This window comes from Azospirillum canadense (assembly GCF_025961225.1).
In the GTDB taxonomy this organism is placed as follows: Bacteria; Pseudomonadota; Alphaproteobacteria; order Azospirillales; family Azospirillaceae; genus Azospirillum; species Azospirillum canadense.
In genome coordinates this window covers 1622973-1645394 of record NZ_JAOQNG010000001.1, presented here as the reverse complement: position 1 = coordinate 1645394, position 22422 = coordinate 1622973, and the positions used below count along the sequence as shown (strand labels likewise).

Genomic DNA, 22422 nt, shown 5'->3' with positions numbered 1-22422 from the left:
CAGACCGGCCTTCATGGCCGGCCGCTGGACTTGAGGATTGGACTTGTTAGAATTGGGCTTGGAGCCAAGCTTACGCGCGCCACTCGGCGCGGGTCACGTCGGCTTCCGGCTCGTGCACCGCATAGCCGACGACGCCCGCCACGATGGCCAGAAGCGCGTGCAGCCAAATGTCGTTGCCGTGCAGCGGGACCAGGCCGAACAACGTGTTCAGGCCGGGGATCAGGCCCATGATGGTGAAGACGGCGTAGATGACCGCCACACTCTTTAGCTAGCCGCGCGACGCCAGCCGGCCGGAGAAATAGGCGAAGAACGCCCAAAGCCCGAACAGAAGATGCACGATGTTGTGCAACAGGTTCACCGGGAACAGGCCGAGCAGGTAGCCATGGAATGATTCGACGGCGAGCGTCACGCCGTCGGCTGGCGGTGACAGGAAGGACGGTACGAATCCGAGAATGCCGACCGCCGTGAATGCCACGGCGTAGATCAGGGTCACGTTGCGCCACCACATGGGGCTTTCTCCGTTGGCAGAACAGGGTCAAGTTGCCCTACCAACAGGCACTTGACGGGGGCGTTCCCGTCAGAACACCGTCACGCCTCCTTGCCCCACCGTGCCTCCACCGACACCGCGCCGACCGGGCAGACCGCGACGCAGGCGCCGCAGCCGGTGCAATCCGCCTCCTCTATGGTCGGCAGCCAGCGTCCGCGCCCCAGCGGGCGGAAGTGGATGGCGGCCGGATCGCAGTGGTCGTGGCACATGCGGCAATCGGTGCCGGCGAGTGACAGGCACGCAGCGCCGATCTCCGCGACCAGCCCCCAGGGACGGGCCCCATCCAACCGCGACAACGCGCCGGTCGGGCAGCGGTCCGCGCAGGCACCGCAGAACGTGCAGCCGCCCTTGGAAAAGTCGATCTGCGGCCGGCCGATCCGATCGAAGGCGATGATGCCCTCCGGGCAGGCCGGACCACAGCGTCCGCAAGCATCGCAGGCCGATGCGAAAGCCTGCGCATCGGCCGACGCCCAGGGCGGACGGATCGCGTTCGGGTCGGCCCGGAACCGCCCCCGCAACAGGCCCGCGCGGCTCACCGCCATGATCAACTCCCCCGGGCTTCGGCCCTACTGTCAGTCCGGCCTTTGGTTGGCACCGAATTTGCGTTTACTGTCGTGTTTTTGCAGACTAACGCGCCTTGACCCGCATCAAGATGCGGCGCCGGTCATCCCGGAGCGGCAGGCCGGAGCAGCAGGAAGGAAGACGACCCGCATGGTCCCAATCGGCAACACCACCGCCCGCTGGATGACGATCCGGTTCCGGCTGGCGTTGGGGGTTATCGCCCTGTGCACCGTTCTGGGATTCCTGTCGACGGAACGCGTCATCAACCAGCATGCGGACATGCTGGAGGTCATCAACATCTCCGGCCGGCAGCGCATGCTGTCGCAGCGCACCGCACTTCTGGTGGAACAGCTGCAAAACGCCCAGACCGAGTACGAGCGCCGCGACCTGACCGGCCGGCTCGTCGGCACGACGGAGATGTTCGAGGCCGCGCACCGGCGCCTGACCAAGGTCAACCCATCCTCCGCCCTGGGCGTCGCCGTGCGCGGGCTCTACTTCGACGGGCCGGAGCCGCTCAATGACCTGGTGCTGAGGCAGATCGCCGCCTTGCGCGCCGTGATCATCGCGGGCCCCGACGGCGTGCCGCGCGACATGCCGGAGGCGATGACCATCGTCAACCAAGCGCTCGGCCCCCTGCTGACCCGGCTGGAGGACATGGTCGCGCGCTATCAGGCCGCCGGGGAGCAAGGTTTCGCCACGCTGCACCGGCTCGGCCTGCTCGCCCTGTTTCTGACCTTGCTGACCCTCGCTGCGGAGGCGGTGGTGATTTTCCGCCCCATGGTGCGCCACGTTCAACGCCAGTTCTCCGACATCACGCGAATGACCGAGGCTTTGGAGGAAGCCAACGAGACGCTGGAGGAGCAGGTCCGCGTCCGCACCGCCGAGCTGCACGCCGCGAAGGAGGCGGCCGAACAGGCGCATCTGGCGAAGTCTCGCTTCCTGGCGCACGCCGGCCACGACCTGAAGCAACCGCTTCAGGCCATCAACATGTTCACCAGCATGCTCGAACGGCAGGTGCAGACGCCGCGCGGGCAGGTTCTGGTCCGCGACCTGCGGGCGGCGCAACGGTCGATGCACGATCTGCTGAACGCGATCCTTGAGATCTCCAAACTCGAATCCGGGGTCGTGGAGCCGAAGCCGACGGACGTCCCGCTCGCCGTCCTGTTCGACCAGATGGAATCGGAGTTCGAAGGGTTGGCGGAAGACAAGGGGCTCCGCCTGCGGGTCGTCCCGACGAGGCTGATCGTGCGCAGCGATCCCTTCCTGCTGGAGCGCATCCTGCGCAACCTCCTCGCCAACGCCGTGCGCTACACCGAGCAGGGCGGCGTCTTGATGGGATGTCGGCGCCGCGGTTCCCAGCTGTGGATCGAGGTGTACGACACAGGCCGGGGAATCGCGGAAGCGGACCGGCAGCGCATTTTCGAGGAGTTCGTCCAGCTCGACCGGCCGGACCGCGACCGCAGCGAAGGCATCGGCCTGGGCCTCGCCATCGTGGAGCGTCTGGCGCGGCTGCTCGACCACCGGCTGGACGTGCGGTCGGTGGAGGGGCGCGGCTCCGTATTTTCGGTCGCGGTGCCGCTGGCGGTCCGCTCAGACCAGACGGTCGCGGCCTGATTCCTTGACCATCAGCACCGCCTGGGTGCGGCTGCCGACACCCAGCGCCTTCAGCACGCCGGTGACGTGCGTCTTCACCGTGGACAGGTTGAGGCCGAGCCTTTCCCCGATCTCCTGATTCGACAGGCCCTGGGCCAGCAGGTCCAGCACCTCCAGTTGCCGGCGCGTCATGCCGTCGAAGACGCTGGGCTGGTGCGGCGGCTTCAGCGCCGGGGACGCGCCGAGGCCAGGCATGCCCAGGACCGGCGGGACGTAGGAGCCACCAGCCATAACCAGCCGGAGGATGTTCACGACCAAGACGTCGTCGGTCGATTTCGGCACGAACGCCCGCACGCCGCGCGACAGGACCGCGCGCATTTCGTCCGGCGAATCGATCATGGAGAAGACGACAACCGGCACCGGAGCCACGCGCTTCACCACCGTCTCGACGTCGTCGAGGCCGCCGAGCCCCGGCATGCGCAAATCCATGATGATCAGGTCGAAAGGACCGGCACCATCCAGCAATTGGTTGAGCTGGGCGTAATTTGTCGCCGCCACCACATCCGCCTGCGCGTCCAATTCTCCCACCAGATGGGTCAGGCCGCTGCGGACGATGGAGTGATCGTCGGCAATCAAAACCTGCATGGCGATACCTGCGTGTCAGAGTCGGGGGCGTCGTCGGTGTCGGGCATTTCGGACCAAAGTGCGGACTTCGGTATGGACGTCATACGCCGACCGGGCGCTTCACGCCACAGTTGATGCGCATTTTCCCTACCTTTTGCGCCGCCTTCGCCCCTGCCCGCCGTCCATCCACACTCGCTGGTATGAATCGAGGTCGTCCACGTCCTCCATCGTGGCGACCAGCCCGACCTTGGTACCGGGCTGCAGCCCGGCCACCGTGTCGGCAAGGGCGTGCGGAGTCGACCAGCGAACGCCGTCGAACAGGGTCCGCGGCAAGGCGCGGGTGCGGCGGACGCCCACCAGCCAGTAGCCGCCATCGCGCGCCGGCCCGAAAACGACATCGTTTCGGCCAAGCCCGCGGAACGCTGCGGCGATGTCGGCCGGCTGGATTTCCGGAATGTCGCTGCCGATCAGCACCGCCGGGCCGCAGGGGCGCTCGCGGAGAGCCCGCGCCATTCGTTGCCCGAGATCGCCACCACCCTGCCCGATCCGCAGGGTTCGCACGGGCCAGCCCCGCTCCCCCGCCGACCGGTCGGGAGTCACGGCAAGCCACAGAATCCAGCGGGAATCGCGGTGCAGGCGCCACAACAGGGCGGACAAGACCGTGCGGTAGAAACGCCAAGCGGCGACAGTCCCGACGTCCTTGGCCAGCCTCCGCTTGCCACGCCCGAGTCGTGGCGGCCGGGCGAAGACGATCAGGTGCTTGCGCTGCCTCATCCGTACAGCGTCCGAATTATGCGCGGGGGGACGCCCACGGCGTAGAGGGTCAGGCAGGCCATGTTGCGCAGGGGCCGCGCCAACCACCCGTCGCGTTCGTAGCGTGCCGCAGAGGTCAGGGCTTCGACCGGCAGTTCCCGGAGCCTGGCGGGGCCAACGCGCCTCACGAACTCCACGTCCTCCATCAGCGGCAACGGGCGAAAGCCGCCCAACGACCCATAGAAGCCCCGTGCGATCAGCAGACCCTGGTCCCCGTAGGGAAGCCCAAGCGCGCGCGCGCGCCAGCCGGCGAGCCGCTCGACCCGCCGTGCCGCCGGATTCGGCGTGTCGAAGCGCAAACGGAAATAGCCGGCGTGCCGTGCATTGTCAGGATTGGCCGCAAACTCCTCAACCACGGGACGCCAGCCGCCGCCCAGCCGCGTGTCTGCGTGCAGGAACAGGATCCAATCCTCCTCCACCGCCGCCGCACCGGCGGCCAACTGCGCGCCACGTCCCGGCGGGCACTCCACGACAAGGGCACCGTTTGACCGCGCGAGATCCAGCGTTGCATCGTTCGATCCGCCATCAGCCACCACCAGCCGTCGCACGTCGCCCTGCAGCGCGCCCAACGTTGCGCCGAGCGTTGCGGCGGCGTTCAGGGTGGGGATGACCACGGCCAAGGACAGGGCGGACACGGCACCAGCCTCCGTGCGGAAGGATGACGAGAAAACGCAAAAGGGCGCCGCACAGGCGACGCCCTTTCGTTCCGACGGTCAACGGCCCCTTTTTGACGAGGGGCCGTCCGCCCGATCACTTCACGCGGATGAGGATCTGCGCGCGACGGTTCGACGGCTCGCGCACGTTCGCACCGGTCTGCACGAGCAGCTGGGTCTCGCCCTTGCCCTCGACGGTGATCTGGTTGGCCGGGACGCCCTTGGCGACCAGCGCGCTCTTCACCGCGTCGGCGCGGCGCAGCGAGAGCTTCTGGTTGTAGGCCGGCGAACCCGAGGTGTCCGTGTGGCCGATCACGTGGATGCTGACGGCGCGCACCTTGCCGGCGGCGGCGGCGGCATCGCTGATGATCTTGTCCGACACCGGGGTGATGTTGGCCTTGTCCCAGTCGAAGAACACCAGGTACTCGGTCTGCGGCTGCGCCTGGACCGGAGCGGCCGGGGCAACCGGAGCGGCGGCCGGCGTCGCGGCCGGGGCGCCGAAGGTGTAGCGCAGGCCGGCGAGGATGGTGTGGTTGGTGTACTCGCCCTTCACCGTGACGGGGCCGAAGTCGTACTTCGGATCCAGCGTGGCGAAGTAGCGATAATCCAGCGTCAGGGCCAGGTTGTTGGTCAGGCCGTAGGAAACGCCGGCGATGCCCTGGTAGGCGAAGACCCAGTCACGGTCGCTCAGCGGGCCAACTTCCTGGCGAACCTGCGCGATACCGGCGCCGGCACCGATGTACGGCGTGAAGGCCGTGCCGGTGTCGATGTCGTACAGCAGGTTGCCCATGAAGGCGATCGAACTGGCCTTGCCGCCGGCGCCGTTGAAGGCCGCCGCGTTGCTCGACGTGCTGTCGACCGAGTTGCGCCAACGCCACGCGAACTCCAGTTCCGGGCGCAGGCCGTAGGACGTCGCGTAACCGGCCGAAACGTCTCCAATGCCGCCGATCTTGTAATCGGACTTGGCGTTGGTGTTCGTGCCCTCGAAGCGGAACTTGGAGTCCTCGGTCCAGTTCACGCCGGCGCCGGCGCCGACGTAAAAGCCCTCGGACGCGGCCATGGCGGCGGTCGGCAGCAACATCGCAACAGCGGTGCCGAGCAGGATCCCACGCAGAGTCATTTTCTTCTTTCCCTTGTTGACGGCACTGTTGGGCCGGTACAACCGAGGCGCAGACGTCGGCACAAGAACGACTGTACGCCCAGGGGGAGAACCCGAGGCCTCGTCTTCCCGCACCGCCGAGAGGCAGGCCCGCCGCAGTCCGTCGGCGGTTGAGTGTTCTTGACTCCAGATATCAGCAAGCCCGCCGTGTCACAAGGCCCCTGTTGTAAGAACCCCAGCCCTGTTGCATTTCTGCATACACGCCTGAATGGGAAAGCAGCGGCCCGAATGATCGGTTCGTCGAACGATGGCCTGGACTGTTCGTCGACTGGTGAACGAGTCAAAGGGGCATTCATTCGGCGAGGGAGGGACTGTTGTGGATGCGCCCGCCTTTGTCCGACCGCTTGAGCCGCGTGACTCGCTGAGCGGCCCTGTCGGCAATCCTCAGGAACCGCCGGCCTATGCACCCACCGTAGAAGTATGCACCCACCATAGAAGAATGGCTCCGGCCTGACCGGAGCCATTCGGCTCACGGCTGCTCGGCGACCATTTCGAACTGGCTGGGGTCGAGCAGGGTCGACACGGCCAGCGTCTTCAGGGTCTTGGGATCGTCCGCCCGTTGCATCTGAGCGTGCTGCGTGCCGAGGCCGTCCTTGCGCACCGCGATCACTTCCCAGATCCCGCCGCCGGGCCCAAGCTTCCGAAACAACTGGCCTTCGACGACTTCGCGCTTTCTGCGCATATTCACTTCTCCGACACCCTGGAATTCCGGGCCCACGCCTTCTGGGCCGGCACCGCGCTCAAGCAACGCCATAGAAACACCAAACGGGCCCCGTCTGGCGAGTGTCCGTTATGGGACCGGAGCGCACCGGCCGGGGAATGTAGCGGTGTTGCAACATCTCCGCCACCCGAAAGGCTGCTCCAGCCTTGTGTGCAGCGCACAATCCATGACATGCTTTCTTCCTCAGCCGCCACGAACTCCGCTGTCGGGGAACCTTTTTGCGGCGCAACCGTTCTGGAGCGCATGAAGATCGACCACGATGTGCTTCTGTTCGCGACTCGCCTGGTGGAAGAGCTGGGCGACTCCGCAATCCGCATCAGCCGCGTGCGCCTCGTCGAACTCACGGCTGCCAACAACATCAGAGCCGCCGCCTTCTGGCGCGACGTTCTGCGCACATCGGAACGCCTGCTCGCCGAGCGGACGCCGCGCATGCCGACGCCGGCCGCCACGGCTGCGGCGCCCGTGGCGGAAGGGCTTAGACCGTAATCCACGCGAACGACAAAGGCCCGGCGGTACACCGCCGGGCCTTTGTCGCGTGCGCGCCCGTCTTGCGACGGGCGCAGCCGCATAACGCTTACTTCACCTGGGCGTACTGGCCGTTGTTCCAGCGGTACCAGACATAGGCCGGGGTGGTGACGTCGCCCTTGGCGTCGAAGCCAATGGTGCCGATCACGGTCTTGTAGGTGCCGCCCTTGTGCAGCGCTTCCGCGACCTTGGTGGCGTCGGTGGACTTGGCGGCGTTCACGGCCTCGGCCCAGATCTGCAGGGCGGCGTAGGTGTAGAGGGTGTAGCCCTCCGGCTCATAGCCGGCCTTGCGGAACTTCTCCACGGCGGCCTTGGCGTCCGGCAGCTCGCGCGGGTCCGGGCCGAAGGTCATCATGGTGCCCTCGCCGGCCGGGCCGGTGATGGACCAGTACTCGTTGGTGACCAGCGCGTCGCCCGAAACGATCGTGGCGTTCAGGCCCTGGTCCTTCATCTGGCGGGCGATCAGGCCGGCCTCGGTGTGGTAGCCGCCGACATAGACGACGTCGATGGCTTCCTGCTTCAGCTTCGACACCAGCGCGGAGTAGTCCTTCTCACCGGCGGTGTAGGCCTCGTAGATCTTCTCCTTCTGGCCGCCGGCGTTCAGCGCCTTCTGCGTCTCGTCGGCGAGGCCCTTGCCGTAGGCCGACTTGTCGTGAAGGATCGCGACGTTCTTGCCCTTGTAGTTCTGGAGCAGGTACTTGCCGGCGATCTGGCCCTGCTGGTCGTCACGGCCGCAAACGCGGAAGACGTTCTTCAGGCCCTGCTCGGTCAGCTTCGGGTTGGTCGAGGCCGGGGAGATCTGCAGGACGCCTTCTTCAGCGTAGACCTGCGACGCCGGGATCGAGGAGCCCGAGCAGAAGTGCCCGGCGACGAACTTCACGCCGGCCTTGGCCAGCTGGTTCGCCACCGCGACGGCCTGCTTCGGGTCGCAAGCGTCGTCGCCCACCTCCATCTTCAACTTCTGGCCGAGCACGCCGCCGGCGGCGTTGATGTCCGCAACGGCCTGCTCCATGCCCTTCTTCATCTGCTCGCCGAAGGTGGCGTACTGGCCGGTGATCGGGCCGGCCGTGGCCACCGCGATGTCGGCCTTCGCCACCGAGGCGGTCATAGCGGTCGCCGCAACCGCAACGAGGAGGGAAAGCTTGTAGTTCATGGTTTCGTTAGCTCCCTGTTATGAGTCGTCACGCGGGGACCCGCGGGGTCGTGCGGCCGGACGGCCCGAAAGGGGCACGCCCGGCGTCCTTAAGGTTCTACTATACCTCCACTATCGCGGACTGCGACAGTTTCACCAGACCAACTATCCTTTTCGGATAGGAGGAAAGACCCATTATTCGGCGAGAGTGCCGCCGACACGCTCGCGCCAGCCGAACGGGCCAGAGCGTTCATACAACCAAGGATATTGCGACACCATGCGCCGCGCGACCGCAATGCGGTAAGCCGTCAGCGTGATGGCGCCGATGACGACGGTGTGGACGACGAATCCGTAGAAGGACAGCAGCTGGCCGCCGAACAGGCCCCAGACCAGGAACCGGTCGCCCAGGCCCAGCAACAGGATGTAGGCGAGCGCCAGCTTCAGCGGCTTCCATCCCTCCGCCAGCGTCTGCCCGGTCAGGACCCCGCAGCCGCCGAACACCAGCACCGTCACGCCCAGGAAGACGGACAGCGATGAACCGAGAATGCCGTCCATCAGTGACCTCCCTCCAGGTAAGCGGTGCGCACTTCCTCGTTGGCGAGCAGTTCGGCACCGGTGCCCGACATGGTCACCTTGCCGTTCACCATGACGTAGCCGCGGTGTGCCAGCTTCAGCGCGTGGAACGCATTCTGCTCCACCATGAACACCGTCATTTTCTGCTCGCGGTTGATGTCCTTCACCGCCTGGAAGATCTGCTTGACCACCAGCGGTGCGAGGCCGAGCGACGGCTCGTCCAACAGCAGAAGCCGCGGCTGGCTCATCAGCGCCCGCCCGATCGCCAGCATCTGCTGCTCGCCGCCCGACATGGTGCCGGCGCGCTGGCCGATGCGCTCCTTCAGGCGCGGGAACATCGTCAGCACGCGTTCCAGCTCGTTGGCGAAGCTCCCCGGCTTGGCCGTGATGGAGCCCATCTGCAGGTTCTCCAGCACGCTCATCCGCGGGAAGATGCGCCGTCCCTCCGGGCTCTGCGCGATGCCGCGCCGCACGATCTCGTAGGTCGGCAGCCCCGTGATGTCCTCGCCCTCGAACAGCACCCGCCCCATCCGGGCGCGCGGGTTGCCGCAGATCGTCATCAGCAGCGTCGACTTGCCGGCGCCGTTCGCGCCGATCAGCGAGACGATCTCGCCCGCCGCGATCTCGATGTCGACCCCCTTCAGCGCCTCGATCGCGCCGTAGAAGGTGTGGACGCCCGATACCTTCAGCATGGCCTCAGGCCCCCTCTTCCGCACGCTTCACATCGTTCTGGGCCACCTCCGGCAAATCGTTGGCGACCTCCGCCGGCAGTTCCGCGTCCTCGTCCTCGCCCAGGTAGGCGCGGATCACCGCCGGGTCGTTCTTCACGAAAGCCGGGTCGCCGTCGGAGATCTTCCGCCCGTAATCGAGCACCACGACGTGGTCGGAGATCCGCATCACCACGCTCATGTCGTGCTCGATCAGCAGCACGCCCGTCTTGTGGTCGTCCCGGATGAAGGTCAGCAGTTCCGCCAGTTCGGCCGACTCGCGCGGGTTCAGGCCCGCCGCCGGCTCGTCCAGGCACAGCAGCACCGGTTCGGTGCACATGGCCCGCGCGATCTCCAGTCGGCGCTGCGCGCCGTAGGGCAGGTTGCCCGCCGACCAGTCGGCGAAGTCGAGCAGCCGCACGCGGTCCAGCCAGTATTTGGCCAGGTCGATCGCCTCGCTCTCCGCCTTGCGGTAGCTCGGCAGGCCGAGCAGGCCGGCGATGGAGAAGCCCGAGGCGCGGATCAGCTTGTTGTGCTGGGCGACGACCAGGTTCTCCAGCACGCTCATGCCGCCGAACAGGCGGATGTTCTGGAAGGTGCGCGCCACACTGGCCTTCTGCGAGATGCGGTAGCCCGGCATCCGCTCCAGCAGGAACTCCTTCCCGTCGGGATGGCGCAGCGTCAGCCGGCCGACCGTCGGGGTGTAGAAACCGGTGATGCAGTTGAACAGCGTGGTCTTGCCGGCGCCGTTCGGCCCGATGATCGCGGTGATCTCGGCGTTGTTGGCGACGAAAGAGACGTCGCTGTTGGCCACCAGACCGCCGAAGCGCATGGTCAGGTGTTCGACCGTCAGCAGGGGCGTTTTCGTCATGGACAGGTCCGTCATCACTTCGCCCTCCCCCCGGCGATGCCCTGGCCGCCGGCCGCGGCCGTGCCTGCGGCCGCTCCGCCGGTGCCCTTGCCGTTGCGGCCGTAGAGGAGAATGGTGGGATCGCGGTGAGCGAGCAGGCCGCGCGGACGCCACAGCATGATCAGGACCATGCCCATGCCGAACGCCAGCATGCGGTAGTCGGCCAGTTCACGGAAGGCCTCGGGCAGGCCGATGACCAGCAGGGTCGCCACGACCACGCCGATCTGGCTGCCCATGCCGCCCAGCACGACGATGGCGAGGATGATCGCCGATTCGATGAAGGTGAAGCTCTCCGGGCTGATGAAGCCCTGGCGGGTGGCGAAGAAGGAGCCGGCGAAGCCGCCGAACATCGCCGCAATGGCGAAGGCGGCCAGCTTCATGTTGGTGCGGTTGATGCCCAGCGACGCGCAGGCAATGTCGTCCTCGCGCAGCGCCTCCCACGCGCGGCCGAGCGGAAGCTTGCGGATGCGCAGCGTGAACAGGTTCACGACCAGCGACAGCGCCAGAATCAAGTAATAGAGGAAGACGATGCGGTGCAGCGGGCTGAACTCCAGCCCGAACATCTCGTGGAAGGCCAGCGTGCCCTCCGGCGGGCTGCGCACGAAGTCGGCGAGGCCGAAGAAGCTCGGGCGCGGGATGCCGGAGATGCCGTTGGGGCCGCCGGTGAACTGGTACCAGTTGACCAGGATGATGCGGATGATCTCACCGAAGCCGAGCGTGACGATGGCGAAATAGTCGCCGCGCAGGCGCAGCACCGGGAAGCCCAGCAGCACGCCCGAGCCGGCGGCCAGCAGGCCAGCCAACGGCAGGCAAAGCCAGAAGCTGAGGCCGAAATAGTGGGCAAGCAGCGCGTAGGAGTAGGCGCCAACCGCGTAGAAGGCGACGTAGCCGAGGTCGAGCAGGCCGGCAAGGCCGACGACGATGTTCAGGCCCCAGCCGAGCATGATGTAGGTGAGCAGCAGGATGCCGATGTCGAGCAGCTGGCGGTCGGCCAGCGGCGTCAGCGGGAAGGCGAGCGCCACGACGACGGCGATCGGCCCCAGCCAGCGGGAAGCGTGCTGCACCTTCGCGGCGATGCGGTCCATGCGCTGGTCACGCTCCGCTTGGCTCAACTTGGAGCGGCCGGTGCGGATGGCGATGACGGCGCGGATGGCGATGATGGCGCCGCCGGCGATCAGGATGACGCGCAGCGCCTCAGTCGGCATCTTAATGAAGAAGCCAGCGGCCGTGGCTACGGCCGCGAGCACCAGCACCACCGTCGGCTGGCCGTCACGGATCAGGCAAAGACCGAGGCGACCGAGGAAGACGAGCCCGACGGCGGCGGCGACCTCGGCCCAGCGCGTCTCCAGCCCAAGGCCGGTGGGACGGTCGACGGTGCGCAGGCCGACGAGCGGTATGGTGAGGAGCAGGGCGACGAAGGCGGTGATAGCCGCCTCCTTGAGGATCGCGGGCCAGGCGATGGACCGCGGGGACGACATGGAGAGCGCGGTCATCTTACACCTTCTCGATTTCCGGACGGCCGAGCAGGCCGGTCGGGCGGAAGATCAGGACGAGCACGAGGATGGTGAAGGTCGCGACGTCCTTCCACTCGCTGCCCATGTAGCCCGACCAGAAGGCCTCGATGAGGCCGATGACCACACCGCCGAGCATGGCGCCCGGCAGCGAGCCGATGCCGCCCAGGACCGCCGCCGTGAAGGCCTTCACCCCGGCCAGAAAGCCGATGTAGAAGTCGATCACGCCGTAGATCAGCAGGACCATCATGCCCGCGACCGCGGCCAGGGCGGCGCCCATGACGAAGGTCAGCGAGATGATCCGGTCGACGTCGACGCCCAGCAGGGCCGCCATCTTCTTGTCCTGCTCGCAGGCCCGTTGCGCGCGACCAAGCGAAGTGCGCGTGATCAGCTGCGTGAATCCGTACATCAGCGCGACCGTGATGATGATCGTCGCGAGGCGGACATAGCTGACCGACACCGCACCATCCATCAGGGTCAGGTTGCCGGGCAGGATCGGCTGCAGCGGCTTCGACCGGGCGCCTTGCAGAATCTGGACGTAGTTCTGCAGGAAGATCGAGATGCCGATGGCCGAGATCAGCGGCGCCAGCTTGGGCGAATTGCGCAGCGGCCGATAGGCGATGCGCTCCACCGTCCAGCCGTACACGGCCGTGAACAGCATCGACGCGGCCAGCATCACCACCAGCGCCAGCGGCACCCAGGTGATGCCCAGAGCGCCCAGAGCAAGGAAAGTGATCAGGGCCACGAAGGCACCGATCATGTAAATCTCGCCATGGGCAAAGTTGATCATGCCGATGATGCCGTACACCATCGTGTAGCCGATCGCGATGAGGCCGTAAATGGCGCCCAGCGAAATGCCGTTGATCAACTGTTGAAGAAAGTATTCCATCGTCTCACCTCGCCTCAGCGCGATGCAAAGGCACGGGCGTGCGAGACGGGCACGCTCAGTACACCGGTCACGTGAACAGCCACTCCCCGAACTGGCTTACCCGTGCGTCTAGGCGCGGGGCCAAGATTGTTGTCTGGACGGAACGTTAGCCCACCCTGTTTGGACAGGGCAAGAGGGCAAACCCGCACTCTAACTGCGGTAATACCAATTTTCAGCGAATTTGCAATATCGATTCAGCCCTGTTTTGAGAAAATTGCACTTGCAATCAACCATGACGAAAGTCCCAAGGCATGAAAAAAGCCCTCCCCGCTGTGACGGGGAGGGCTTCGCAACAACCATGCCAATTGCTAACGGGCGAATCGCTCAGCGCTTGGCGGAAACGACCTGGGCCTTGTCGGCAACTTTCGGCTTGCCCGGCGCCTTCGCCGTAGTCTTTCCGGTCGACTTCGGCTTGGCCGTCCGGGTGGTCGGCGCCTGGGCGGTCTCGATGGGCGCGTCAGGCGCGCTGACGACCTGGACGCCACACAGCGGCTTTGCCGACAATTGCATCAGGCCGGCGTTTTTTTCATCCGCGGTCAGGACGCGCAGATCGTCCGTCGTCAGCTCCGTCGCCGTCTTCGAACGGTCGACGAAGTTGGCGCAATAGCCGCCCGTCCCGATCACGGCCGCGCGGCGGCTGATCTCGTTGGCCAACTCGGTGCGGTACATGTCGAACTGGCGCGTCGGGTTGCCGGAGCTGTGCTTACGGAAATGGTCGATCATCGCCGCTTCCGAGTTGGACACCAGCGAGCGGTTCTTGATCGTGAAGTCCTGGTACAGGTTGAACGGCTTCTTGTCCGGCATGACCTGCTGGCAAGTCAGGCCGACCACCATCATCTCCGTGTGCATGCGGATCAGCTGCTCGGCCGCGTGCTCGGCCTCGCTGTAGCAAGCCGACGATTTCCCCGCAGCCGACTTGGCCGAGGCCGCCTTGGCGGTGGACTTCGAGGTGGCCTTCGCCGCGGCCGGCTTGGCCGTTTCCTTGGCGGCGGCGGGCACGGCGGCGCCGGCGATCAGCACGGCGAGGCCGGCGGCGACGGCACGGCTCAAGGTCAGGGACGAGAAGCGAAGAGCGGCGCGCTGGCGAATCATCGTTGGTCCGGCTCCGATGGCCATGTTGTCGGGCGGAGATTGGTGAATCCCGCCCATTCCTTCGCTGGTTCTACTCAATCCGAAAGGGCGGTCAACCCATATCGGGCGGCGCCGTTCGATTTGTCTCAACCACCGCCCTCCCTCCGCACGGCGGCACAGATTGAAGCGCGCGATCCTTTCCGGCTATGGATTCCCGCCGGAGACGGCCGAACCGTCGAATCGAAGGCTGGGGCACGCCCATGATCCGCATCGGCATCGACCTTGGCGGCACGAAGACCGAAGGAATCGTGCTCGACCAGGAAGGAAACCAGCGCGCCCGCCGGCGCGTTCCCACCCCGCGCGAGGATTATGCCGGCACGCTACGCACCATCGCGGACCTCGTTCGCCGCTTGGAGGAGGAGTCCGGCGGCGAACGGGCGAAGGTCGGCGTCGGCATACCCGGAATCGTATCGCCCGCCACCGGGCTGGTGAAGAACGCGAACTCGACCTGGCTCATCGGGAAGCCGTTTGACCGTGACTTGGCCGACGTGCTAGGCCGCCCGGTACGCGTGGAAAACGACGCGAATTGCCTCGCGGTTTCAGAGGCGGCCGATGGTGCGGGCGCCGGCTGCGGCGTCGTGTTCGCCGCCATCCTAGGGACCGGCTGCGGTGCCGGGATCGTGGTGCACGGCCGGGTGCTCGCGGGCCGGAACGCCGTCGGCGGTGAATGGGGGCACAATCCCCTGCCCTGGGCCAGCGGCGACGAATTGCCGGGTCCCGCCTGCTACTGCGGCAAGCGCGGCTGCCTGGAGTGCTTCGTTTCCGGCCCGGCGGTGTCCGCCGACCACCAACGTGTGACCGGGGCAACCCTGCCCATGGAGGAAATCGCCTCCCGCGCCCAGGCCGGCGACGCGACGTGCCGCGCGACCCTCGACCGCCTCGCGGACCGGCTGGGCCGGGGGCTGGCCGGCATCGTGAACATCGTCGACCCCGACGTGATCGTGCTGGGCGGTGGCCTGTCGAACCTGGAATTCCTGTACGACGCCCTGCCCCCGATCGTCGAGCGCTGGGCCTTTTCGGACCGCATCGACACGCCGATACGCCGCGCCGCGCACGGCGATTCAAGCGGCGTGCGCGGTGCGGCGTGGCTGTGGCGCCCGGATGAGCGGCCGGATTTTAGTTGCCCGTGAAGGCCTTGCTGCGCTGGATCGCCAAGTCCGGATTGACGGTCACCTCGCGCGGCACCGAGTTCGTCAGTTCGCCGCCGGTGTTGGCGGTGGCGCGCCCGTCGCGCACCGGCGGAGTCAGCGACTGCGTGCGGGCATAGCTGGGGGTCTTCTGGCGGTTGTCCGTGCCGTATTGCGGCATGCCGGCGCGGAACTCGCCATTCTTGCCCATGGCGCCCCAGTGCGACGGGCGGGCGCCCGGAACGGGCTGCGCTTCGTCCATGTGGCGCATGAACGGGCCGGTCGGCACCATTTCATCGAACATCCACTGGGGATATTCCTGCTTCTGTGCCTGCGCCGGCGCGGCAAGCGCGAGCACCGTAAGGGTCGCGAAAGTCATCGTTCGGAGCATGACGGGGCGGCCTTCCATCCGTTTGAGAGCGGAGTTCGGATTCCGCCGCAACGTCGGTCGGACGTCCAGCGGGGATGCGGGGTACCCAGCCGGGGGGCCCTCGCATGCTTTCCCGGACAACGCGGACAGGCACCACCGGGGCGCAATGGTGCATGCGCCGCCGGCTCCCCCGATGTCAGGGCTTCGCGGCGCCGTACAGGGTCAGCGTGACGCGCTTTCCGGTGTTGTAGTTGAAGCCCGACAGCCGGCTCAGTTCCACCGGGGCAAGCCCCTTCAGAGCGGACCGGAAGTCCGCGTCCTCCCGGCTGTCCACCAGGGCGAGCGCGCAGGCGGGATCGGAGGCGAGCGCTTCCGCGGCCCCCGCGCCATGAGTCAGCCGCGTATCGGTGCCGAGGAGGAAGACGAGGCTCGGCTCCGAATAGCCGGCCGAGGCCACCGTGGTCGTCGGGCATGGTCGCGCCGCGGCTACCGCGCGTTCCGCCTGCCGGCTGATCCAGACGCCGTCAATCGCCGGAAGCACCGCGCCGTACGCGCAGACGTACAGCACCAGGGCAGCGGCGAGCCCGGCCCCGAAGCCGGCCTTCTCCCGCCGCTGCACGAACTGGCGGATGGTCAGCGCGTACAGCACCAGGACGACCGGCAGCATGGCAACGCCGACCGGGTTGATGCGCCCGTCCACGAGGTAAGGAATGACCGCCACCGCCGCGGCAAGCGCGCCGAAGCCGACGACGCCCAGGGCCGAGGCGATCACCAGCAGGACCCGCCGCCGCACCGTAGCGGTACGCGCGAAGTGGTCCTGCGCCGCGCAGGCGGTCAGGATCGCGATGGCCGGGAAGACCGGGAGCGTGTAGTGCAGCAGCTTGGTGGGAACCGCCTCGAACACCAGCCAGCTCGGCACAACCCAGGCGATGCAGAATTTCACCGCGTCGCTGCGGCGGTTGATCCAGGCCCAGGGAACGGCGAGCAGCGCCAGGAAGGACCAGGGCGCGAAGGTCACCCAGAAGGTGCCCAGGTAATAGCCGGGAGGCAGGCCCTTGCTTTCCTGCCCGCCGACCACCTTGCCCATCATGTCGTGCCCAACGGATTCGGCGAAGAAAGCTCCCTTGGTCTTGATGGCGATGGCGACCAGCCAGGGTGCTGCGATGGCGACGACGATGGCGAGCCCGGCCAACGGACGCAGCCGCTTCAACCAGCCGGCCTTGCGGTCGACCGCCGCGAGGACCAGCACCGTCGTCCCGGACACCAGCAGGACGATCGGCCCCTTGATCAGGATGCCGATTCCCGCCGAAATCCAGAAGGCGAGCGGGGCGCCCCAGCCGGACCGCTCCGCATGGCGGTTCAGGTAGAGGCCGGCGAGCGCCGCCTGCCCGATCACCACGGTGGCGAGCAGCACGGCGTCGGTCTTGGCCATCCGGGCCTCGACCCCCAGCACGACGCAGGAGGCCATCATCAACCCGGCCAGGAAGCCGACCGTGCCGCCGAACAGGCGAGCCCCGGTCCAGGCCGTCGCCAGCACGGCGGCCACCGCCCCGAGCAAGGACGGAATGCGGTAGGTCCAGATGACCTTCGGCGCATCGCCCAGGGCGCCATCGACTAGGGCAGTGGCCGCGGTCTGGAGCCAATAGATGCCGACGGGCTTCTTGTGCCGCGCCTCGTCCTGGAAACGGATGTCGACGTAATCGCCGCTTTCCAGCATCTGGTAGGACGCCTGGGCGAAACGTGCTTCGTCGCGGTCGAAGGGCGGAAGATCGAAGAAGCCCGGCAGGAACAGCAGGACGCTGATCACCACCAGCAACGCGTAGGCGTAAAGCGGCAAACTGCGTTGGAGGACCACAGCCGGCGCAACCGGGGCCGCGTCGATCAACGCCTCGCTCACGGTTCGCCCGCCACGGCGGGCTCATTCTTGGCGCCGGCCGGCTCACCGGAGGTTTCCACCGACGCCGACAGCGCGGTGCGCCGCTTCAGCCAATAGACGCCGAGCAGGTCGACCACGCCGATCAGGCCGCGGCGCCAGTTGTTGTACTTGGACACGCCGCGCTCACGCGGGCGGTGATTGACCGGGATGTAGGCGACCGGATGGCCGTGTGCGCGGAATAGCGCCGGCAAGAAGCGGTGCATCGCCCCGAAGAAGGGAAGGTCGAGGAAAGCGTCGCGGCGGAACAGCTTCAGTCCGCAGCCGCTGTCCGTGCAGCCGTCCTGCAGAAAGGACTGGCGCACCGCGTTGGCGAACTTGGACGCCAGCCGCTTCGACAACGTGTCCTGGCGCTTCTTGCGCAAGCCGCCGACCAGCACCGGCGCGTCCGGGCCGCCCTTGGCGACCAGCGCGAACAGGTTGGGAATGTCCGCCGGGTCGTTCTGCCCGTCGCCGTCGAGCGTGGCGATCCATTCGCCGCGCGCCGCCTTTACGCCGGTGCGCACGGCGGCGCTCTGGCCCGAGCGGTTCAGGTGGCGGATGAGCCGCAGGCGCCCGGCCGCGACGACCGGCGCAAGCCGGAGCAGCGTGTCGTCGCTGGACCCGTCGTCCACATAGACCACTTCGAAGGCGCCGACCAAATCGCCGACCGGCGCCAGGGCCCGCTCGATTTCCTCAAGCAGGGGGAGGACGTTGTCGGCCTCATTGAAGACCGGGACCACGACCGACAGCCGAACGGGCGGACGGCCTTCGGAATGAACGCTCACTGGACTAATCCCATTCGCCAAGCGGCCGGCAAAATACGCCGGCCGCCGGACGAACGGTAGAGGAAAAGGTATGACCGCGTGGCACGTCGCGGGTGTTGGGGGCGCCTCAGCCCTTCTTGTCCTCGATGGGCAGCGGAACGTAGCGGAGGTCACCGTCGCGGCTGACCAGCATCAGGACGGTCTTGCGCCCCTCCGTCCGTGCCGCCTGGATGCGTTTGTCCAACTCGTCCGGGGTTTTCACGGGCTCCTGCCCCGCCTCCACGATCACGTCGCCGGCCTCGATGCCGCGGTCGTTGCCCGGGCTGGCGTCGCCGACCTCCGTAACGACAATGCCCTCCACGTCGGTGTTGATGGAGAAGGCTTCGCGCAGACCGGGGGTCAGCGGCGACAGCGTCAGGCCAAGAACCTTCTTCGACTCGACCTGCGAGGTCGCCGGCGGGGTGCCGCTGGAGCCCGCGGCCGCAACCTGCTGCTGCTGCTCCAGTTCGCCCACCGTGACGTCGACCGTCGTGGGCTTGCCTTCGCGCAGGACGTCCACCGGAACCTTGCGGCCGATCTCCGTCGCGGCGACGACGCGCGGAAGCTCGCGCATCTGCTCGATCGCCTTGCCGTTGAAGCGGGTGATGATGTCGCCCTGCCGCACCCCGCCCTTCCCCGCCGGGCTTTCCGGCGACACGCTGGTGACCAGCGCGCCCTTCGGGTCTGGCATGCCCAGGCTGTCGGCGATGTCGGGGGTTACGCGTTGCACCTGCACGCCGAGCCAGCCGCGCCGGACCTGGCCGCGCTCGCGCAATTGGTCCACCACCGGTTTTGCAATCGTGGAGGGGATGGCAAAGCCGATCCCGACGGAACCACCGGTCGGCGAATAGATCGCCGTGTTGATGCCGATCACCTCGCCGTTCATGTTGTAGAGCGGACCGCCGGAGTTGCCGCGGTTGATCGACGCGTCGGTCTGCAGGTAATCGTCGTACGGGCCCTGCTGGATGTCGCGGGCCCGCGCCGACAGGATGCCGGCGGTGACGGTGCCGCCCAGCCCGAACGGGTTGCCGATGGCGACCACCCAATCGCCGATGCGGGTCTTGTCGCTGTCGCCCCAGGCCGAGGCGATCAGCGGCTTGCGGCTTTCCACCTTCAGCAGGGCGATGTCGGTTGGCGTGTCGACCCCCACCACCTTGGCCGGAAGCTTGGTGCCGTCGTGCAGCGTCACCGAAATCTCGTCGGCTTCCGACACCACATGGCCGTTGGTCACCACAAAGCCGGCGGCGTCGATGATGAAGCCCGAACCGAGCGCCGCGGTCGGGCGCTGCTGCTGTTGCTGGGGCTGCTGGTCGCGTTGGCGGTTGCGGAATTCACGGAAGAACTCCTCGAAGGGCGAGCCCTGCGGGAATTCGGGCGCCTCCTGGCCACGCGCGCCGGCCTGCGGGGCGGCCTGCGTGGTCGAAATAAAGACGACGGCGTCGACCTGCTTTTCCGCCAAGTCGGCAAAGCCCGCCGACGCACCGCGCAAAACGGGTGCCGGCTGCATCGTCGTGGCCGGAGCGGGCGTGGCCGGCGCGGAACCCTGGGCTTGGTCCTGAGCTTGATCCTGGGCGCTCGCCGGCATTGCAACGATCGGCAGCGTTACCAGCGCGGTCGCGACGACGCCGGCCTGGACCGTGAATCGCGCCAAGCGCGGCATGAGCCGGGTGGGATGGGGAAAATGCGGCATGAAGGAACTCCGCCAGTCGGACTGCACGCGCCCTCAAGAGGACCGCGTCTTTTCAACAGAACGCGCCACGACGCATTCCGGACCATGCGATTTTCAAACGGAGACGACCGCGGATTCTCGACAACAAACATGCCTTTTAAAAAGGCGTCCCGGCACACCGCTATGCATTTCGAGGGAGCGGCCGCGCAACCGGCGTTCGTGCGTTCGGACTAAGGCTTCGCGCGTCCTGCATAGGCGCAATTTTGCTTTGCTGCGCAAAGTTCTGCTGGTAATTTCCCGGCAAGTTCCCGATATTCATCGGTACCGACAACATCGCCCGCAAGACCGGCTCCTGGCGTTTCGCTCGTGTACGCGCCCGCGTCACGCAGCGTCAGAGGCGTGCGATACGGCCCAAGCAGCTGACGAATGACTCAAAATTCACTTTGGCAACCGAGCGACATAATGAACGCAGAAACCGGGACCGAACCGGAGGCTCCAAAGAAGCGCGGAAGAATCCCCCAGTCGGCATGGCCGCAGATTCTTGAGCGTTATCGTTCCGGCGCAACCCTGTCGGCGATCGCGCGAGAATTCGAGTGCACGCCGAGCGCCATCTCCTACATCATCCGCAAGGCCGAGGCGGCCGGCGGAGCCGGCGAGGACACCGCCGAGGCTCCGGCCGAGTCCGCAGCCGCCGAAGCGCCCGTGAGCGAGGCGCCGGTCACACAACCGCCGGCGGTTGAGCCCCAGGAGGCGGCATCGGCTGTTGCCGAATCGTCCGCTCCGCCGGCCGTCAAGCCCGCGGCACGCGCCGAGCGCCGCCCGAAGGCGGTCGCCGAAGCGCCGAAGCCGGAGGTGCGTGCGTCCGTTCCCCCGGCCGCAGCGGCGCAGCCGGCCGCTCCGCAGGTCGAGGAACGCCGCGCGGCCCCGCAGCAGACCGAGACGCTTCGCTTGAACCGTCCGGATCCCCAGCCGGTCGCGCAGCTGGCGCCGGAACCGGTCCAGCCCGCCGCGGCGGCAACCCCGTCCGCGGCACCGGTCGCCGCTGGGGAAGCGCCGCGCACCGGCAGCAACCCGCCGCCGGTGGACGCCGTGGAGGCCCGCCTGCGGGACACCGCGCGCGGGTGCCTGGCCGCTTACCGCGGCTGGCGCCAGCAGCCGGGCGAGGACTCGATCCAGGCACTGTCCGACGCTGTGCATGAACTGCGCAAGGCGCTGGCCCGGATCGAGATCGATATGTCGGCGAGCCGCCGTGAAGAACAGGCGATTCGCCCCATCCCGATCCCGGCCCACCGCACCGCGCGCCGCACGCCATAAAATCGGGTTTCGTCATCCGCTTGGGTTCGTGAAAAGGCCCTTCCCCGCCAGCCGGGGAAGGGCCTTTTGCGTTGCGCGTTTTCACCGGTGCCCGACGCTGAGAAGTCGCCTGCCCCGGAAAACCCCTACAAACGGTGAGGAACATCGGTCTATACTGTTTGAAAAAGAAATTGAAGAATGTACGGAGGAAATCGCTCATGACCTACCGCACCAACACGGAGCTTCCCGACTCGGTGAAGGCCAACCTGCCTCCCGCGGCCCAGGATATTTACCGCTCCGCGTTCAACAACGCTTGGCAGGGCTGCCGGTCGCCCGCCGCCCGGCAGGCCCTTCAACGCGAAGAATTGGCGCGCAAGGTCGCTTGGGCGGCCGTGGAGCGCCGGTATGAACGGGTGGGCAACGGCTGGAAGCCGAAGCATCAAGACGGCTGGAAGCCGAAGCATTAAAGCGGATTGCGATCCGCTTTGGACCGCGACGGCGGTCCCGGCCGCACGTGCGGCCGAAGCCCGGCCTCTCGCGGGAACTTTGTTCCCGCTGGCGGCAGGCGGATGCCACGGGCATCCGCTGAGAGCCGGCGTGTGAGGCCATTTGAATCTAAAGCGAACGTTAGTTCGCTTTAGAACCCGACCGATCGCCACGGGACGGCGGACGGGGCATCACCCCGGCCGCTGCTCCCGCAGCGAGCGGGCGATGCGGGTCATCTCGGCAACGTCCTCGGGCGCGGCGCGGTCGCGGATCATCGGAAGCAGTTGCGCCGATTCGCGCCGGCATTGATCATCGAACAGCGTCTTCAGCCCTTCAAAGTCGGTCAACCAGCGCCCATCCGCGTCACGCCCGGACGCGCGCCGCACCAGGTCGCGGGCCCGCTCCACCACAAGCCGTTGCTGGGCGAGCAGCGCCTCCAGGTCGGCGTGAAGGGCCAGCGCGGACAGGCGTGGGGCGACAGCGCGTTCCAGCATCGTTCCGTGGCGTTCCCAAAGGGAAGCGAAGGCTTCCATCCCGCCCGCGCGCCCTTCCCAGGCGGGTTGGGTTTCGTTGCCGATGTCGGCGAAAAATTCCCGACCGGCGTCGTGGTCCTGTTCGATGATCGCGGCAATCATGGCGGCCGATCTCCGGTTGCTGCGCCCGGATCGAAG

General features: G+C 67.1%; 23 protein-coding genes and 1 pseudogene. 5 read left to right on the top strand and 19 right to left on the bottom strand.

The genetic code is table 11. From position 1 onward, the window contains the following. Positions 1-70: 70 nt before the first annotated feature. Positions 71-508 (bottom strand): annotated as a pseudogene (locus M2351_RS07785) (DUF4383 domain-containing protein). 80 nt (positions 509-588) lie between these two features. Further along, positions 589-1089, bottom strand: coding sequence for a ferredoxin-type protein NapF (gene napF, locus M2351_RS07780; RefSeq protein ID WP_264655539.1), 501 nt, complete (start codon positions 1087-1089; stop codon positions 589-591). Positions 1090-1258: 169 nt separating this feature from the next. Here napF and M2351_RS07775 point away from each other — a divergent pair, with 169 nt between their 5' ends. Next, positions 1259-2722 carry an ATP-binding protein gene (locus tag M2351_RS07775; protein ID WP_264655538.1) on the top strand — a complete coding sequence of 488 codons (1464 nt, stop codon included), beginning with the start codon at positions 1259-1261 and terminating at the stop codon, positions 2720-2722. On the opposite strand, the gene M2351_RS07770 is transcribed toward M2351_RS07775, so the two are convergent. The 5 genes from M2351_RS07770 to M2351_RS07750 form a co-directional block, all read right to left on the bottom strand. Further along, a complete protein-coding gene (locus M2351_RS07770) occupies positions 2699-3346 on the bottom strand; it encodes a response regulator transcription factor (protein WP_264655537.1) in 648 nt (215 codons plus the stop codon). The genes M2351_RS07775 and M2351_RS07770 overlap by 24 nt on opposite strands. Positions 3347-3472: 126 nt before the next feature. After that, positions 3473-4099: a TIGR04282 family arsenosugar biosynthesis glycosyltransferase gene (locus M2351_RS07765; protein ID WP_264655536.1), complete on the bottom strand. Its 627-nt coding sequence runs from the start codon at positions 4097-4099 to the stop codon at positions 3473-3475. Beyond that, entirely contained in the window at positions 4096-4773 is a 678-nt protein-coding gene (locus M2351_RS07760) for a TIGR04283 family arsenosugar biosynthesis glycosyltransferase (RefSeq protein ID WP_264655535.1), read from the bottom strand. The genes M2351_RS07765 and M2351_RS07760 overlap by 4 nt, the downstream gene beginning before the upstream one ends. Positions 4774-4888: 115 nt before the next feature. Next, positions 4889-5911, bottom strand: coding sequence for an OmpA family protein (locus M2351_RS07755; protein WP_264655534.1), 1023 nt, complete (start codon positions 5909-5911; stop codon positions 4889-4891). Positions 5912-6419: 508 nt separating this feature from the next. After that, positions 6420-6704 (bottom strand): hypothetical protein, encoded by a 285-nt coding sequence (locus tag M2351_RS07750; RefSeq protein WP_264655533.1) that lies wholly within the window; start codon positions 6702-6704, stop codon positions 6420-6422. A gap of 210 nt (positions 6705-6914) precedes the next feature. Here M2351_RS07750 and M2351_RS07745 point away from each other — a divergent pair, with 210 nt between their 5' ends. Continuing rightward, complete coding sequence (locus tag M2351_RS07745; RefSeq protein ID WP_264655532.1) at positions 6915-7157, top strand: hypothetical protein; 243 nt, start codon at positions 6915-6917, stop codon at positions 7155-7157. An 88-nt stretch (positions 7158-7245) separates the two neighbouring features. On the opposite strand, the gene M2351_RS07740 is transcribed toward M2351_RS07745, so the two are convergent. From M2351_RS07740 to M2351_RS07710, 7 genes are all read right to left on the bottom strand, one after another. Then, positions 7246-8349, bottom strand: coding sequence for a branched-chain amino acid ABC transporter substrate-binding protein (locus tag M2351_RS07740; protein ID WP_264655531.1), 1104 nt, complete (start codon positions 8347-8349; stop codon positions 7246-7248). A gap of 174 nt (positions 8350-8523) precedes the next feature. Next, positions 8524-8883, bottom strand: a complete 360-nt coding sequence (locus M2351_RS07735) for a DUF6867 family protein (protein WP_264655530.1) — start codon at positions 8881-8883, stop codon at positions 8524-8526. Next, on the bottom strand, positions 8883-9593 hold the full coding sequence (locus tag M2351_RS07730) for an ABC transporter ATP-binding protein (RefSeq protein ID WP_264655529.1): 711 nt from the start codon (positions 9591-9593) through the stop codon (positions 8883-8885). The genes M2351_RS07735 and M2351_RS07730 overlap by 1 nt, the downstream gene beginning before the upstream one ends. A gap of 4 nt (positions 9594-9597) precedes the next feature. Further along, entirely contained in the window at positions 9598-10494 is an 897-nt protein-coding gene (locus M2351_RS07725; protein ID WP_264655528.1) for an ABC transporter ATP-binding protein, read from the bottom strand. Then, positions 10494-12011 carry a high-affinity branched-chain amino acid ABC transporter permease LivM gene (gene livM / locus M2351_RS07720; RefSeq protein ID WP_264655527.1) on the bottom strand — a complete coding sequence of 506 codons (1518 nt, stop codon included), beginning with the start codon at positions 12009-12011 and terminating at the stop codon, positions 10494-10496. The genes M2351_RS07725 and livM overlap by 1 nt, the downstream gene beginning before the upstream one ends. 1 nt (position 12012) lies before the next feature. Continuing rightward, on the bottom strand, positions 12013-12918 hold the full coding sequence (locus M2351_RS07715) for a branched-chain amino acid ABC transporter permease (RefSeq protein ID WP_209772255.1): 906 nt from the start codon (positions 12916-12918) through the stop codon (positions 12013-12015). A gap of 363 nt (positions 12919-13281) precedes the next feature. After that, entirely contained in the window at positions 13282-14049 is a 768-nt protein-coding gene (locus tag M2351_RS07710; protein WP_264655526.1) for a hypothetical protein, read from the bottom strand. A gap of 239 nt (positions 14050-14288) precedes the next feature. Here M2351_RS07710 and M2351_RS07705 point away from each other — a divergent pair, with 239 nt between their 5' ends. Beyond that, positions 14289-15218, top strand: a complete 930-nt coding sequence (locus M2351_RS07705; protein WP_264655525.1) for an ROK family protein — start codon at positions 14289-14291, stop codon at positions 15216-15218. Here the strand turns inward: M2351_RS07705 and M2351_RS07700 are convergent. From M2351_RS07700 to M2351_RS07685, 4 genes are all read right to left on the bottom strand, one after another. Further along, positions 15205-15606, bottom strand: a complete 402-nt coding sequence (locus tag M2351_RS07700; RefSeq protein WP_264655524.1) for a hypothetical protein — start codon at positions 15604-15606, stop codon at positions 15205-15207. The two genes, M2351_RS07705 and M2351_RS07700, sit on opposite strands and share 14 nt — an antisense overlap. Positions 15607-15781: 175 nt before the next feature. Next, positions 15782-17482: an ArnT family glycosyltransferase gene (locus M2351_RS07695; RefSeq protein ID WP_264655523.1), complete on the bottom strand. Its 1701-nt coding sequence runs from the start codon at positions 17480-17482 to the stop codon at positions 15782-15784. After that, on the bottom strand, positions 17479-18285 hold the full coding sequence (locus M2351_RS07690) for a glycosyltransferase family 2 protein (RefSeq protein ID WP_264655522.1): 807 nt from the start codon (positions 18283-18285) through the stop codon (positions 17479-17481). Before M2351_RS07690 ends, M2351_RS07695 begins: the two co-directional genes overlap by 4 nt. 106 nt (positions 18286-18391) lie before the next feature. Then, positions 18392-19993 (bottom strand): DegQ family serine endoprotease, encoded by a 1602-nt coding sequence (locus M2351_RS07685; protein ID WP_264655521.1) that lies wholly within the window; start codon positions 19991-19993, stop codon positions 18392-18394. Positions 19994-20434: 441 nt separating this feature from the next. Between M2351_RS07685 and M2351_RS07680 the strand changes: the two genes are divergently transcribed. Both M2351_RS07680 and M2351_RS07675 read left to right on the top strand, forming a co-directional pair. Beyond that, the gene (locus M2351_RS07680) at positions 20435-21286 is read left to right on the top strand and encodes a helix-turn-helix domain-containing protein (protein WP_264655520.1); all 852 of its coding nucleotides are present in this window, start codon (positions 20435-20437) and stop codon (positions 21284-21286) included. Positions 21287-21483: 197 nt separating this feature from the next. Further along, the gene (locus tag M2351_RS07675) at positions 21484-21732 is read left to right on the top strand and encodes a ChaB family protein (RefSeq protein WP_264655519.1); all 249 of its coding nucleotides are present in this window, start codon (positions 21484-21486) and stop codon (positions 21730-21732) included. Positions 21733-21942: 210 nt separating this feature from the next. Here the strand turns inward: M2351_RS07675 and M2351_RS07670 are convergent, their stop codons facing one another. Next, positions 21943-22386 (bottom strand): hemerythrin domain-containing protein, encoded by a 444-nt coding sequence (locus M2351_RS07670; protein ID WP_264655518.1) that lies wholly within the window; start codon positions 22384-22386, stop codon positions 21943-21945. Positions 22387-22422: the final 36 nt, after the last annotated feature.

What these genes read in the sequence shown, in the direction of transcription:
- napF (WP_264655539.1), bottom strand. Translation starts at nt 1,089, where the DNA reads ATGGCGGTGAGCCGCGCGGGCCTGTTGCGGGGGCGGTTCCGGGCCGAC.
- M2351_RS07775 (WP_264655538.1), top strand. Translation starts at nt 1,259, where the DNA reads ATGGTCCCAATCGGCAACACCACCGCCCGCTGGATGACGATCCGGTTC.
- M2351_RS07770 (WP_264655537.1), bottom strand. Translation starts at nt 3,346, where the DNA reads ATGCAGGTTTTGATTGCCGACGATCACTCCATCGTCCGCAGCGGCCTG.
- M2351_RS07765 (WP_264655536.1), bottom strand. Translation starts at nt 4,099, where the DNA reads ATGAGGCAGCGCAAGCACCTGATCGTCTTCGCCCGGCCGCCACGACTC.
- M2351_RS07755 (WP_264655534.1), bottom strand. Translation starts at nt 5,911, where the DNA reads ATGACTCTGCGTGGGATCCTGCTCGGCACCGCTGTTGCGATGTTGCTG.
- M2351_RS07750 (WP_264655533.1), bottom strand. Translation starts at nt 6,704, where the DNA reads ATGGCGTTGCTTGAGCGCGGTGCCGGCCCAGAAGGCGTGGGCCCGGAA.
- M2351_RS07745 (WP_264655532.1), top strand. Translation starts at nt 6,915, where the DNA reads ATGAAGATCGACCACGATGTGCTTCTGTTCGCGACTCGCCTGGTGGAA.
- M2351_RS07740 (WP_264655531.1), bottom strand. Translation starts at nt 8,349, where the DNA reads ATGAACTACAAGCTTTCCCTCCTCGTTGCGGTTGCGGCGACCGCTATG.
- M2351_RS07735 (WP_264655530.1), bottom strand. Translation starts at nt 8,883, where the DNA reads ATGGACGGCATTCTCGGTTCATCGCTGTCCGTCTTCCTGGGCGTGACG.
- M2351_RS07730 (WP_264655529.1), bottom strand. Translation starts at nt 9,593, where the DNA reads ATGCTGAAGGTATCGGGCGTCCACACCTTCTACGGCGCGATCGAGGCG.
- M2351_RS07725 (WP_264655528.1), bottom strand. Translation starts at nt 10,494, where the DNA reads ATGACGGACCTGTCCATGACGAAAACGCCCCTGCTGACGGTCGAACAC.
- livM (WP_264655527.1), bottom strand. Translation starts at nt 12,011, where the DNA reads ATGACCGCGCTCTCCATGTCGTCCCCGCGGTCCATCGCCTGGCCCGCG.
- M2351_RS07715 (WP_209772255.1), bottom strand. Translation starts at nt 12,918, where the DNA reads ATGGAATACTTTCTTCAACAGTTGATCAACGGCATTTCGCTGGGCGCC.
- M2351_RS07710 (WP_264655526.1), bottom strand. Translation starts at nt 14,049, where the DNA reads ATGATTCGCCAGCGCGCCGCTCTTCGCTTCTCGTCCCTGACCTTGAGC.
- M2351_RS07705 (WP_264655525.1), top strand. Translation starts at nt 14,289, where the DNA reads ATGATCCGCATCGGCATCGACCTTGGCGGCACGAAGACCGAAGGAATC.
- M2351_RS07700 (WP_264655524.1), bottom strand. Translation starts at nt 15,606, where the DNA reads ATGCTCCGAACGATGACTTTCGCGACCCTTACGGTGCTCGCGCTTGCC.
- M2351_RS07685 (WP_264655521.1), bottom strand. Translation starts at nt 19,993, where the DNA reads ATGCCGCATTTTCCCCATCCCACCCGGCTCATGCCGCGCTTGGCGCGA.
- M2351_RS07680 (WP_264655520.1), top strand. Translation starts at nt 20,435, where the DNA reads ATGAACGCAGAAACCGGGACCGAACCGGAGGCTCCAAAGAAGCGCGGA.
- M2351_RS07675 (WP_264655519.1), top strand. Translation starts at nt 21,484, where the DNA reads ATGACCTACCGCACCAACACGGAGCTTCCCGACTCGGTGAAGGCCAAC.
- M2351_RS07670 (WP_264655518.1), bottom strand. Translation starts at nt 22,386, where the DNA reads ATGATTGCCGCGATCATCGAACAGGACCACGACGCCGGTCGGGAATTT.